9 protein-coding genes are annotated in these 12,983 nt (G+C 72.6%); 7 read left to right on the top strand and 2 right to left on the bottom strand.

What is annotated here, in order from left to right:
- Positions 1-357 precede the first annotated feature (357 nt).
- The 6 genes from leuS to ACF08N_RS09150 all read left to right on the top strand — a co-directional run bounded on the left by leuS (position 358) and on the right by ACF08N_RS09150 (position 10,768).
- A complete protein-coding gene (leuS, locus tag ACF08N_RS09175) occupies positions 358-3,219 on the top strand; it encodes a leucine--tRNA ligase (RefSeq protein ID WP_392323965.1) in 2,862 nt (953 codons plus the stop codon).
- Between the two features lie 125 nt (positions 3,220-3,344).
- On the top strand, positions 3,345-4,136 hold the full coding sequence (locus ACF08N_RS09170) for a hypothetical protein (protein ID WP_392323964.1): 792 nt from the start codon (positions 3,345-3,347) through the stop codon (positions 4,134-4,136).
- A 271-nt stretch (positions 4,137-4,407) separates the two neighbouring features.
- Positions 4,408-5,253, top strand: a complete 846-nt coding sequence (locus ACF08N_RS09165; protein ID WP_392323963.1) for a DegV family protein — start codon at positions 4,408-4,410, stop codon at positions 5,251-5,253.
- Between the two features lie 1,161 nt (positions 5,254-6,414).
- Positions 6,415-7,077, top strand: coding sequence for a helix-hairpin-helix domain-containing protein (locus ACF08N_RS09160; RefSeq protein ID WP_392323962.1), 663 nt, complete (start codon positions 6,415-6,417; stop codon positions 7,075-7,077).
- Entirely contained in the window at positions 7,074-9,662 is a 2,589-nt protein-coding gene (locus tag ACF08N_RS09155; protein WP_392323961.1) for a ComEC/Rec2 family competence protein, read from the top strand. The genes ACF08N_RS09160 and ACF08N_RS09155 overlap by 4 nt, the downstream gene beginning before the upstream one ends.
- 275 nt (positions 9,663-9,937) lie before the next feature.
- Positions 9,938-10,768 (top strand): arylamine N-acetyltransferase, encoded by an 831-nt coding sequence (locus ACF08N_RS09150; protein WP_392323960.1) that lies wholly within the window; start codon positions 9,938-9,940, stop codon positions 10,766-10,768.
- 37 nt (positions 10,769-10,805) lie between these two features.
- Here the strand turns inward: ACF08N_RS09150 and ACF08N_RS09145 are convergent, their stop codons facing one another.
- Positions 10,806-11,048 carry a hypothetical protein gene (locus ACF08N_RS09145; protein ID WP_392323959.1) on the bottom strand — a complete coding sequence of 81 codons (243 nt, stop codon included), beginning with the start codon at positions 11,046-11,048 and terminating at the stop codon, positions 10,806-10,808.
- Positions 11,049-11,117: 69 nt separating this feature from the next.
- Here ACF08N_RS09145 and holA point away from each other — a divergent pair, with 69 nt between their 5' ends.
- A complete protein-coding gene (gene holA / locus ACF08N_RS09140) occupies positions 11,118-12,104 on the top strand; it encodes a DNA polymerase III subunit delta (RefSeq protein ID WP_392323958.1) in 987 nt (328 codons plus the stop codon).
- Between the two features lie 456 nt (positions 12,105-12,560).
- Here the strand turns inward: holA and rpsT are convergent, their stop codons facing one another.
- Positions 12,561-12,827, bottom strand: a complete 267-nt coding sequence (gene rpsT, locus ACF08N_RS09135) for a 30S ribosomal protein S20 (protein ID WP_392323957.1) — start codon at positions 12,825-12,827, stop codon at positions 12,561-12,563.
- Positions 12,828-12,983 lie beyond the last annotated feature (156 nt).

The following is a 12,983-nucleotide window of genomic DNA, read 5'->3' as shown; positions in this document are numbered from 1 at the left end:
CGCCCGGTACGAGGTTTCACCGTTATTCGCGGGTGACCATCGGCAACTGACCCGGGGGTTGCCCTGTATAGGGTCGATACGCGGAGTAACGCGGATCCATGATCGCTCGCGAGCCGCCGACCGGCCCCGTCGCGGGGCGCCGTGGAAGGCGAATGCGGCCACTTCCCCCGCTGCGGTACCCTGACGCCATGCGTGCCGTACGCCTTCTGCTTAGCGAGCCGCGCTGATCAGTCCCGACGGATGAAAGCACCGTCGGAATCGGCGCGGCGTCCCCTCCTGTGCGAGGGGATTTTTCATTTCGTCACCGGATGAATCAGCGGCAGCTGGCAGAGACGATCGATGGAGCTTTTAAGGATCATGAGCGAGATGACTTCTGCTGCCGAGGCAGCAGCCCCGCATCGTTATACGGCTGCCATGGCGGCCGACATCGAGGCACGCTGGCAGGACTTCTGGGACGCCGACGGCACCTACGAGGCGCCGAACCCGAGCGGTGACCTGGCCGGCGACCCGGCCGCGGCGGCCCGCCCCAAGAAGTTCATCATGGACATGTTCCCGTACCCGTCCGGTGCGGGTCTGCACGTCGGTCACCCGCTGGGCTACATCGCCACCGACGTCTTCGCCCGGCACCAGCGCATGACCGGGCACAACGTCCTGCACACCCTGGGTTTCGACGCCTTCGGCCTGCCGGCGGAGCAGTACGCCGTGCAGACCGGCACGCACCCGCGGGTGTCGACCGAGGCGAACATCGAGAACATGACCGCCCAGCTGCGCCGGCTGGGTCTGGGCCACGACAAGCGCCGCTCGTTCGCCACGATCGACCCGGACTACTACAAGTGGACCCAGTGGATCTTCCTGCAGATCTTCAACTCCTGGTACGACGATGAGGCGAAGAAGGCCCGCCCGATCGACGAACTGGTCGCCCAGTTCGAGAGCGGTGAGCGGTCCGTGCCCGGCACGCGCGCGTGGAGCGAGCTGAGCGCCAAGGAGCGTGCGGACGTCCTGGGCGAGTACCGCCTGGCGTACGCCTCCGACTCGCCCGTCAACTGGTGCCCCGGCCTGGGCACCGTGCTGGCCAACGAAGAGGTGACGGCCGACGGCCGCTCCGAGCGGGGCAACTTCCCCGTCTTCAAGGCCAAGCTGCGCCAGTGGAACATGCGCATCACCGCCTACGCCGACCGGCTGCTGGACGACCTGGACGCGCTGGACTGGCCCGAGGCCATCAAGCTGCAGCAGCGCAACTGGATCGGACGTTCCGAGGGCGCCCGCGTCGGCTTCTCCGTCGACGGCCACGCGGACGCGAAGATCACCGTCTTCACCACCCGCCCCGACACCCTGTTCGGCGCGACCTACATGGTGCTGGCCCCCGAGCACGGCCTGATCGACTCGATCCTGCCCGCCGAGTGGCCCGAGGGCGCCAAGGAGTCGTGGACGGGCGGTGCCGCCACCCCGGCCGACGCCGTCGCCGCGTACCGCAAGCAGGCCCAGTCGAAGAGCGACGTCGAGCGCCAGACCGAGCACAAGGACAAGACCGGTGTCTTCACCGGCGCCTACGCGCTGAACCCCGTCACGGGCAGCCGCATCCCCGTGTTCGTCGCCGACTACGTGCTGATGGGCTACGGAACCGGCGCGATCATGGCCGTGCCCGGCCAGGACGAGCGCGACTGGGAGTTCGCCGAGGCGTTCGAGCTGCCGATCGTCCGCACCGTCCAGCCGCCCGAAGGCTGGGAGGGCGAGGCGTTCACCGGCCAGGGGCCGGCGATCAACTCCGCCAACGACGAGATCTCGCTGAACGGTCTGGCGGTCGCCGAGGCCAAGAGCCGGATCATCGAATGGCTGGTGGCCAAGGGCATCGGCGAGGGCACCATCAACTTCCGCCTGCGCGACTGGCTGTTCAGCCGCCAGCGCTACTGGGGCGAGCCCTTCCCGATCGTCTACGACGAGGACGGTGTCGCCCACGCGCTGCCCGAGTCGATGCTGCCGCTGGAACTGCCGGAGGTCGACGACTACTCGCCGCGCACCTTCGACCCGGACGACGCCGACACGCAGCCGGAGACGCCCCTGTCCCGCAACGAGGACTGGGTCGACGTGACGCTGGACCTGGGCGACGGTCCGAAGAAGTACCGCCGCGAGACCAACACCATGCCCAACTGGGCGGGTTCGTGCTGGTACGAGCTGCGCTACCTGGACCCGCACAACAGCGAGAAGCTGGTCGACCCGGCGGTCGAGCAGTACTGGATGGGCCCGCGCGAGGGGCAGCCGCACGGCGGTGTCGACCTCTACGTGGGCGGCGCCGAACACGCCGTACTGCACCTGCTGTACGCCCGGTTCTGGTCCAAGGTGCTGTTCGACCTGGGACACATCTCGTCCGCCGAGCCGTTCCACAAGCTGTACAACCAGGGCATGATCCAGGCGTACGTCTACCGCGACAGCCGCGGCTTCCCGGTGACGGCCACCGAGGTCGAGGAGCGGGACGGGAAGTTCTTCTTCGAGGGCGAGCCCGTCAAGCGCGAGCTGGGCAAGATGGGCAAGTCCCTGAAGAACGCGGTCACTCCCGACGAGATCTGCGCCGAGTACGGTGCGGACACCCTGCGGCTGTACGAGATGGCCATGGGCCCCCTGGACGTCTCTCGCCCGTGGGACACCCGCGCCGTCGTCGGCCAGTACCGGCTGCTGCAGCGCCTGTGGCGCAACATTGTCGACGAATCGACCGGTGAGGTCACCGTCGTCGACATCGAGGACGCCGACATCGACGAGGACACGCTGCGTGCCCTGCACAAGGCGATCGACGGTGCCGGCCAGGACCTGGCGGCGATGCGGTTCAACACGGCGATCGCCAAGATCACCGAGCTGAACAACCACCTGACCAAGACGGCCGGTCCGCTGGCGCGCTCGGTCGCCGAGCGGCTGGTGCTGCTGGTCGCCCCGCTGGCCCCGCACGTCGCCGAGGAGCTGTGGCGCAAGCTGGGTCACACCGACTCGGTCGTGCACGCCGACTTCCCGGTCGCCGACCCGGCGTACGTCGTGGACGAGACCGTGACCTGCGTCGTGCAGATCAAGGGCAAGGTCAAGGCGCGGCTGGAGGTGTCCCCGTCGATCACGGACGCGGACCTGGAGGCGCTGGCGCTGGGTGACGAGGCTGTCGTGGCGGCGCTGGGCGGCGCAGGCATCCGCAAGGTGATCGTGCGGGCGCCGAAACTGGTCAACATCGTTCCCGCGTAGCAGGACATAGGGGGTTTCTCCAACAGGGACTTCCCCTAAGGGCAGGTCGAGGGTTCCGCAGGAACCCTCGACCTGCCCTTTCCGTTTACCGTGGGAAGAACCAGAACCGATGCCGGAGGGCGTTCATGGATGCCGGAGCCGTAATCACGATCCTGGCGTTGCTTTTCTTCGCCTTCGTGGCATTGGGGGTGTATGTCGCCGTGAAAGTCGTGGGCGCCGCCAAGCGCGGGGTCGAGCGCACGGTCACCCAGGCCCGGCGCACCGTCGAGGACACCACCTTGCGGGCGAAGAGCTACGGACAGGTCGGTGTGACCGGCGAGCTGGCACAGCTGCGGCTGGCCCTGCGCACATCGATGCGGGCGACGCAGGAAGCCCTGCACGCGGGCGTGGCGGAGGACGCCTCGCTCTCCGAGTCGCTGGCCCTGTTCCGGCGGTTGAGCGCTCACGGACAGGAGCTGGACGCGGAGCTCAAGCGGCTGGAGCGCGAGCCGGACAGGGCGACGGTCGCCTCGCTCCTGCCGGGCCTGCGCGAGCGCACGGAGCGGATCACGCACTCCGCGGAATCGCTTCGCTGGGCGGCGAGGGACCGCGCACAGAAGTTCGCCGACGAGGACCTGGACGCGCTGAGCGCGCAGATCGACATGGAGGCCGGTGCGCTGAGGCACTGGGCCGCGGAGGACCCGGGCACGGCATCGGCGCCGCCGGCGGCGTCCGGGACGAGGTCCACGTCGCGGTCCGGACCGGTGCCCGGTTCGGACGTCCCCGGTGCGTCGGCGGACCGGTCCTGGGCGGAGCCGGACCCAGAATCGGAGCAGTCGGCTCCGGGGCAGCCGCAAGCCATCACGGCACGGGACCCGCGGCAGCAGACCACCTATCCGTGGCAGAAGCCCGCCCGCCGCCCGGAGGCGTCGAACTGACCACCGTCGGTTGGTTGGCTGGATGGCGGCCGGTTGGCGGCGCCGTCGGGCCGCTGTCCTGGGCGCTTCGAGACGTCTGACGCGTGTCTTGATATGCGAGACGTGTGCCCTGTAGGCGTGTCCTGAGTGCGTGATGCGTGCTCGGGGGGCATGTCTTAGGTGTCTGACGTGTGCCTCGGAGGCGTGCTTCCGGTGTCTGGCGTGTGCCTCGGAGGCGTGCCGTGCGGGGCCGGGCTGCCGCCCGGCACCGCCTGCGGGTAACCTCCCGCTCATGTCCCGCCATGTCGCTATCGTCACCGATTCAACGGCCTACCTGCCGCCACCGATGATGGAGCGGCACAGCATCACCGCGGTGCCTCTGACCGTCGTGCTCGGTGATCAGGCGCTGGAGGAGGGCACGGAGATCTCGGCACGCTCGCTGGCCCTCGCGCTGCAGAAGCGCAGGCCGGTGACCACGTCCCGCCCCAGCCCCGAAACCTTCACGCGGACGTACCGGGCGATCGCCGAGTCCGGCGCGACGGGGATCGTGTCGCTGCACCTGTCGTCCGAGTTGTCCGGGACCTACGACGCGGCGGTGCTCGCGGCTAAGGACGCTCCCGTGCCGGTGCGCGTCGTCGACACGGGCATGGTGGCCATGGCGCTCGGCTTCTGCGCCCTCGCCGCCGCCGAGGTGGCGGAGGCGGGTGGTTCCCTGGACGAGGCCGTCGCGGCGGCCGAGAAGCGTGCCGAGGGCACGTCCGCCTACTTCTATGTCGACACCCTCGACTATCTGCGCCGCGGCGGCCGGATCGGCGCCGCGCAGGCTCTGCTGGGCTCGGCGCTCGCGGTGAAGCCGCTCCTCCAGCTCGCAGGCGGCCGGATCGAACCGCTGGAGCGCGTCCGGACCGCCTCCCGGGCCATCGCCCGGCTGGAGGAGATCGTCGCCGAGCGGGCCGGTACCGCTCCGGTGGACATCGCGGTCCATCACCTCTCGGCGCCCGAGCGGGCAGCGGCGCTCGCGGACCGGCTGCGCGACCGGGTGCCCGGACTGGCCGACCTGCATGTGAGCGAGGTGGGTGCGGTGATCGGCGCGCACACCGGGCCGGGTCTGCTGGGAGTTGTGGTCTCGGCTCGCTGAGAGGGCGGCGCCGTCAGGGAGTTGTCGGCGGTTGCTCTGTGATTTGTAGCCGCCCGTCACTCGTGAGAGTGGCCGAGATTTCCACAACGGGTATGCCGTCCACAGGAATTGAGCCTGCTCAGCGGATTCGGGCACGTGTGCCTACCGTCCTGTGGCATGACTCTTCGATCACGTTCCGCAACGAGTGGACCCGGCCGGGCCCCGGCCTCGGACGGACGCATGCACCACGGGCGCCATGGCCGCCTTCGCCTCGGCCCCAGGGGCCGCCACCGCGCCACAGGGCGCGCTGACGCACGACCCTCCGGACCCGGTCCGGTCACCAGGGCGGGGCCACGGGTGGATCCACCTGTGGCCCGGGGGCCGGGTTTGGGTCCGCCGGGCGGGGCGGGGGTCGCTCCCTCGGCCGGTGGGCTTGCGGGGGCGCGACCGGGGGCGGGCGTTGGTCCGGGGCTGCCGGAGGGGGCGGGGACTGGTCCCGGGTGGCTTGGAGGGGCGGGGCCCGCGGTGGGTTCGGCGGCGGCTGCCGGAGCGCCTCCGGCGGTGACGCGTCTCATGGATCGTCCTATGGCGGGTGCGGATGCGGGTGCGGGTGCGGGGGCGGGTGGGGGCATGCGGCCGCTGGCCGGGGTGCGTACGGGGGCGGGGGCCCGTTCCGTCGCAGCTTCCGGGTCGGCCGGGGGACTTGGCTCCCGAGGGGTTGCCGCGCAGGCCGGGGCTGCGGCCGCTGCCGCTGACCGCGGTCGTCTGCGACCCGGACGTCTGCGGGGCGGCCGGGCGCCGTCCGCACCGGCCGACGCCGTCCGCCGCAGGGCCGACGCACTGTTCCTGGGAGTCCCGCCCGCCACCGGGCCGGAACGGGCGCGTACTGTCCCGACGGTCGCTGACACCCAGGCCGGTCCTCGCACCCCGGCGAGGCATGAGCCGTCCGAGAGCCCTGGCACCCCGGCGTATCGGCCGGGCTCCGGCGCGGCCCAGGCCGCCGCGGCGGAGCTGCGCGCTCCGGGCCGCGGCAGCGGACGACCCGGCCGGGGCGCGGACGCCGCCGCGGACGGGGGCGGGCACGCAGGCCGGGCCGCACACATTGCCGACGTCGCCGGCCCAGCGCTGGGGCCGCCCCGCACAGCGCAGTGGCGGCGGCTCGCCCTGAGGGAGCGGTTGCCCATGTGGGTGCAGCTCAGGTGCGGGCTCGAACCGAGGACGCTCGCCGCACTCGCCGTCGTCCTCGTGGCCGCCGCGGTCTTCGCCGGACAGCACTTCTGGGCAGGGCGGCCGCAGGCCGTGCGGGCTCCCGAGGTGGTCCAGGAGGGCGCCGCGCCGCCGCCGTCCGACGCCCTGGCGGAACCTGAGCCGACGCCTGGTGCGCTGCCGCCCGCCGCCCGGCAGTCCGCCCGGATCGTCGTGGACGTGAGCGGCAAGGTCCGGCAGCCGGGAGTGCTGCGTCTGCCCGCCGGGTCACGAGTGGCCGACGCGTTGGAGGCGGCGGGGGGAGTGACGGCGGGGACAGACCTGACGGGCCTCAACCGGGCACGGGTGTTGATGGACGGCGAGCAGGTGGTGGTCGGCGCGCCGCCGTCCGTCACCGGGGCAGGTCCGTCCGGCGCGACAGTCCAGGGGGCCGCAGGGCCCGGCACCGGACCGATCAGCCTCAACACGGCCACCGTCGAGCAGTTGGAGACGCTGCCGGGCGTCGGCCCGGTCCTGGCCCAGCACATCATCGACCACCGCACCAGGAACGGAGGCTTCCGCTCGGTCGACGAACTGCGGGAGGTCAATGGAATCGGCGACCGGCGCTTCGGGGACCTGCAGAACAGGGTGCGGCCATGACTCGGGCGACCGTCCACGCCGCATCGGGGAGCCGACTGGGCGCGGCGGACCCCCGTCAGGAAGGACCCGCCGACCTCCGCCTCGTCCCGCCCGCCCTGGCGGCCTGGGGAGCCGCGGCGCTCGCTGTCGCCGCTCCGGGGCGGTGGACGGCGACGGGTGTGGCCGCATGCCTCGTGGCAGCCGGCACGATCCCGCTCGTGCTGGTCGCACACCGGCGGCGGAGGGCCCGAGCGCGCTGGTCGTCGTACGGCTCCGGGGAAGGCGGCTCGCGCCTGGCGCTCGACCCGGGCGGCTCGCGCCTGGGGCTCGACGGGGAGGGATCGCGCTTGCGGCTCAATGCCACCGCCGTCGTCGGCGTGCTGCTGTGCGCCGCCGCCGGGGCGGCCGCCGCGGGACTGCACAGCGCCGATCTGCGCAGGGGACCACTGCCCGGGCTCGCCCGTCAGCATGCCCACGTGACAGTGGAGTTGACGGTCACCTCGGACCCGAGACCCGTGCGCCCCAAGGTCGTCGGCAACCGGGTGGCACCAGGAGCGACCGTGCTGCACGCCGAGGCCACGCGGGTGTCCGGGCCGGGTGGCGTCACCACCGGCACGCGCACGCCGGTCCTGGTGATGGTGCCCGCCGGCGGCGCGGTCGCGGAGTGGCGAAGGCTGCTGCCCTCCACCCGGCTGCGGCTCGCCGGCCGGCTCGCACCGCCGCTCCGGCCGGATGACCGCATCGCCGCCGTGCTGCGCGCCGAAGGCTCCGGGCCACCGCGCATCACCGGACCGCCGACCGCCCTTCAGCGGATGGCGGGGGACCTGCGCGTCGGGCTGCGCGAAGCCACCGACGATCTTCCGCCGGACGCCCGGGCGCTGCTGCCCGGCCTGGTCGTCGGCGACACCTCCCGCGTGCCGGAAGACCTTCACGAGGCGTTCGAGGCGACGGACCTGACACATCTGCTGGCCGTGTCGGGGAGCAACCTCACCATCGTCCTCATCCTGCTGGTCGGTCCACCGGGCAGGGCGCTGCTCGCCGAACGGGGCGGCCTCGCACCCCGCTTGGGCATCACCCTGCGCGGCACGGCCGTGCTCGGCGGCGCGCTCACCCTGGCCTTCGTCGTGGTGTGCCGGCCGGAGCCGAGCGTGCTGCGGGCGGCTGCCTGCGGGTTCGTCACCCTGCTCGCCATCGGGACAGGCCGCCGGAGATCGCTGGTCCCGGCACTCGCCGCCGCCGTGCTGCTGCTCGTGCTGTACGACCCATGGCTGGCGCGCAGTTACGGCTTTCTGCTCTCCGTGCTCGCGACGGGGGCGCTGCTCACCGTCGCGCCCGGGTGGAGCGCGGCTCTCCAGCGGCGGCGCGTGCCCCGGCGGCTTGCCGAGGCCCTGGCCGCGGCCGCCGCGGCACAGGCCGTGTGCGGCCCCGTGGTGGCTGTCTTCGCCGCACGGGTCAGCCTGGTCGCGATCCCCTGCAACCTCATTGCCGAAGTCGCCGTCGCGCCTGCCACGATCCTCGGCTTCGCCGCTCTGGCGGCGGCACCGGTCGCCATACCCGTGGCGGAGGTGCTTGCTCTCTGCGCGGGGTGGCCGGCCGGCTGGATCGCCTCCGTCGCGCGGACCGGCGCGGCACTGCCCGGCGCCGACGCGGGGTGGCCGGGCGGCTGGACCGGCGGGCTGCTGCTGGCGGCGGTCACGGTGGTCGTCGTGCTCCTGGTCCGGCGGTTGCCACGCCATCCGCTGGCCGGCGCGTTGTGCGCGCTCCTGCTGCTCCTCGTCGTGCTGCGCCCGCCGCCCCTCACCGGGGTCATCAGCGGCTGGCCGCCGGGGCAGTGGGACTACGTGATGTGCGACGTGGGGCAGGGGGACGCCGGCGTCCTCGCGGCCGGGAGCGGAACGGCCGTGGTCGTGGACGCCGGACCCGACCCGGAGCTGGCGGACCGCTGCCTGCGGGAGCTCGGCGTGACGAGAATCCCGCTGCTCCTGATCACCCACTTCCATGCCGACCACGTCGCCGGGCTGCCCGGCGCGCTCAGAGGAAGGAGCGTCGGGGTCATTCAGACGACCACGCTCGAGGAACCGGCCGGGCAGGCGGAGTTCGTGCGGCGCATCGCCGCGGCGGCCGGGATTCCGGTCGTGCGCGCGGCACCGGGGGAGCGTCGCCGTACCGGCGGCATCGACTGGCAGGTGCTGTGGCCGGACGCCCGGGCGGGCATGAGGCCGGAGGGACCTAACGACGCCAGCGTCGCCCTGCTGGTCCGCGCGGCCGGAGGTCTGTCACTCCTGCTCCTCGGCGACCTCGAACCGCCCGCCCAGCAGGCACTGCGACGGGCGCATCCCGGGCTGCCGCCGGTGGACGTGCTCAAAGTGGCTCATCACGGCTCGGCGTACCAGCACCCCGCACTGCTCGCCGGGGTCCGACCGAGACTGGCGCTCATCAGCTGCGGCCGCGACAACCCGTACGGCCACCCGGCACCGAGGACCGTCGGGTTGCTGCGGGCTCAGGGGGCGATGGTGCTGCGCACGGACCGGGACGGCGCGATCGCGGTGGCGGGAGCGGGACCACGGCTGCGGGTCACGACCCGCGCGGGCCCTGCGCAGCCCTAGGCGGAGGAACCGGCCCAGCCGGTCCTGCGGGGTCCTCGGACGGCCCCGAAGGCCCGCGCTGCTCCTGCGGGGCCTTAGCCGGGGAACCGGTCCGCGCCGGCCCTGCCCGCCCTCGGCCTGGGCCGGCACGCCGGGGCTTTGGGGGACACGCGGGCCTCCTGCGGACATAGGTCCCCGGACCGATGCGTTCCACCGGAAGGCCGGGGACTGGCCGCGCCGGACCCCAGACCAACGGTGCATGGCGTGGAGGCGCGCGAACGACCAGACTGCCTGGCATGGGAACACCACGACAGGAGCGGCAGCAGCCGCGGCACGTACTCTCGCCGCAGACGGTCGACGCGTACCTGCGCCGGATCGGTGCCCGTCGCCCGGTGCGGGCCGACGCGGCGGCACTGCGTGAGCTCCAGCTGAGGCATCTGCGCACCGTGCCGTTCGAGAATCTGTCGGTTCACCGAGGCGAGGACATCGTCCTGGAAGACGAGCCGCTCGTCGCCAAGATCGTGGACGCCCGGCGGGGTGGTTTCTGCTACGAACTGAACGGTGCGTTCGCCGCGTTGCTGCGGGCTCTCGGCTTCACAGTGACGCTGTACCAGGCGAGGGTCTTCGGGGACGGCGGGCGGCTGGGCATTCCGTACGACCACCTCACGCTGCGCGTGGAGACGGAGGACGGCACCGGGCCGTGGCTGGCCGACGTCGGCTTCGGGGACCACAGCCACCATCCGCTCGCGCTCGACGACAGGGAGGACCAGAAGGACCCGGCCGGTGTGTTCCGGATCGTGGCCGGTGGGCAGTACGGGGACCTCGACCTGATGCGGGACGGCAAGCGACAGTTCCGGATCGACACCCGGCCGCGTGACCTCACCGACTTCGAGGCGGGGGCCTGGTACCACCGGACATCGCCCGCCTCGCACTTCACTCGCTCCCTCGTCTGCTCCCGGCTGACCCCCGAAGGGCGGATCACCCTGAGCGGACGCAAGCTGGTGGTCACCGAGCACGGTGAGCGGCAGGAGCGAAGGCTCTCCGGGGACGCCGCGGTACTGGCCGCGTACGAGGAGCACTTCGGGCTGGTGCTCGACCGGCTCCCGCCTGATCCGGCGACCGGCTGACGCGGCGTCGCGGGCGCAGCTGCGACCGGGACGCGGACTACGGCGCCTCCAGCCAGCCCTCGTACGCGGCGGCGAACTCGTCGAGAGCGCTCGCGTCCAGGCGCCCCTCGGGATCCTCCACCACGACGAGCCACTGGGCGTCCTCGGCGTCGTCCTCGCCGGCCAGCGCGTCCCGCACCAGCTGCGGTTCGTCCCTGACGCCGAAGCGTTCGGCCAGCTCCTCGGCCGCTTCCTCGGCGGCATCGCGGTCGGGCAGCACCAGTACATGTCGTTCGCTCACCGGCCCATTCTCCGCTACGCCGCGGGACGCGCCGCAGGGTGTCAGTGGCCCGTGGGATGCTTGACCGCAATGGCCAGGAAGAATTCGACCGACGACCCGCTCGCCCCCGTCACTCTCGCCGTGGGCCAGGAGGACCTGCTCCTCGACCGCGCGGTGCAGCAGGTGGTGGCCGCGGCGCGGGCCGCCGACGCCGACACAGATGTACGCGACCTCACCGCCGACCAGCTGCAGCCCGGCACCCTCGCCGAGCTGACGAGCCCCTCGCTGTTCGCTGAGCGCAAGGTCGTGATCGTGCGCAACGCGCAGGATCTGTCGGCGGACACGATCAAGGACGTCAAGGCGTACCTCGGCGCCCCCGTGGAGGAGATCACGCTCGTGCTCCTGCACCCAGGCGGTGCGAAGGGCAAGGGACTGCTCGACGCGGCACGGAAGTCGGGTGCGCGCGAGGTCGCCTGCCCCAAGACGACCAAGCCGGCCGAGCGGCTCACCTTCGTGCGCTCGGAGTTCCGGGCGCTGGGGCGGTCCGCGACGCCCGAGGCGTGCCAGGCCCTGGTCGACGCCGTCGGCAGTGACCTGCGGGAGCTGGCGAGCGCGGTGTCCCAGCTGACCGCCGATGTCGAGGGCACGATCGACGAGGCGATCGTCGGGCGCTACTACACCGGCCGCGCCGAGGCGTCGAGTTTCAACGTCGCCGACCGGGCCGTCGAGGGCCGGGCGGCAGAGGCACTGGAGGCGCTGCGCTGGTCGCTGTCGACCGGTGTCGCGCCCGTGCTGATCACGAGCGCGCTGGCGCAGGGCGTGCGGGCGATCGGGAAGCTGTCCTCCGCGCGGGGCGGCCGGCCGGCCGACCTCGCGCGCGAGCTGGGCATGCCGCCCTGGAAGATCGACAGGGTCCGCCAGCAGATGCGCGGCTGGACCCCGGACGGCGTCGCGATGGCCCTGCGGGCGATCGCCGAGGCGGACGCGGGGGTGAAGGGCGGCGGGGACGACGCGGAGTACGCCCTGGAGAAGGCGGTCGTCACGATCGCCCGAGCGGCCCGCCTCCGCCGCGCCTAGCCCTCGGGGCCCGTGCCCCACGGCCCCGCCCGTACCGCCGGCGCGTCCCAGCACCACTGGCGGGCCCCATCCCGGAGCAGTCCCCCCGCCCGCGTGCTCCCAGCACCACTGGCGGGTCCCATTCCGGAGCAGTCCCCCCGCCCGCGTGCTCCCGCCACCGGGCCCCGCCCACCCCACCGCACCCCCGCCCCCTGAACCCGGGCATGGCGAACAACCACCGGGCCCCGCCCCCATCCGGGCTGGCCCACCCACCCCATCCCCAGCACACCCCACCCCCCGCGCCCCGGGCATGGCAAAGGCCCCGTCCGGTCCTGGGGAAGGGCCGGGCGGGGCCTTGGCTTCACGATTGGTGCGCCGCACCCGCGTGGCGAACGCAGGCCGCGTGCGGCGCGAGGGGTGCCGGTCGGGAGCGGTTGAGAGGGCCCGCTTGATCCCTAGCGGCGATCAGTCACATGCTCAGCCCTGGAGGGAGCCAACCTTGGCAGCCAGCGCCGACTTCTTGTTGGCGGCGGCGTTCTTGTGGATGACGCCCTTGGAGACGGCCTTGTCCAGCTTGCGGGACGCCTCGCGGACGGCCACGGTCGCCTTCTCGGCGTCGCCGGCGGCGACAGCCTCACGGGCCTTGCGGATCGCGGTCTTGAGCGACGACTTGACGGCCTTGTTGCGCAGGCGCGCCTTCTCGTTCGTCTTGTTCCGCTTGATCTGGGACTTGATGTTCGCCACGAAAAGCCCTTTTCTGGGGTTCACCCACGCCCATGGGGCGTAGGGGGAGTTCGATGATCTTCCACTTCGTGTCCCGAACTGAGAGGGCACGAGACACAGCTGCTCAGGCTACCAGTCGCCCCACGGGTGGCCCAAACCGGGCACAGTCCCTCACGC

It is taken from the genome of Streptomyces sp. NPDC015127 (assembly GCF_043080095.1).
In the GTDB taxonomy this organism is placed as follows: Bacteria; Actinomycetota; Actinomycetes; order Streptomycetales; family Streptomycetaceae; genus Streptomyces.
The sequence above is the reverse complement of the archived record's forward strand: the minus strand, read 5'-3'. Positions and strand labels throughout refer to the sequence as shown.

Excerpts from the sequence above, each read along its gene's own strand:
- leuS (WP_392323965.1), top strand. The coding sequence starts at position 358 with ATGAGCGAGATGACTTCTGCTGCCGAGGCAGCAGCCCCGCATCGTTAT.
- ACF08N_RS09170 (WP_392323964.1), top strand. The coding sequence starts at position 3,345 with ATGGATGCCGGAGCCGTAATCACGATCCTGGCGTTGCTTTTCTTCGCC.
- ACF08N_RS09165 (WP_392323963.1), top strand. The coding sequence starts at position 4,408 with ATGTCCCGCCATGTCGCTATCGTCACCGATTCAACGGCCTACCTGCCG.
- ACF08N_RS09160 (WP_392323962.1), top strand. The coding sequence starts at position 6,415 with ATGTGGGTGCAGCTCAGGTGCGGGCTCGAACCGAGGACGCTCGCCGCA.
- ACF08N_RS09155 (WP_392323961.1), top strand. The coding sequence starts at position 7,074 with ATGACTCGGGCGACCGTCCACGCCGCATCGGGGAGCCGACTGGGCGCG.
- ACF08N_RS09150 (WP_392323960.1), top strand. The coding sequence starts at position 9,938 with ATGGGAACACCACGACAGGAGCGGCAGCAGCCGCGGCACGTACTCTCG.
- holA (WP_392323958.1), top strand. The coding sequence starts at position 11,118 with ATGGCCAGGAAGAATTCGACCGACGACCCGCTCGCCCCCGTCACTCTC.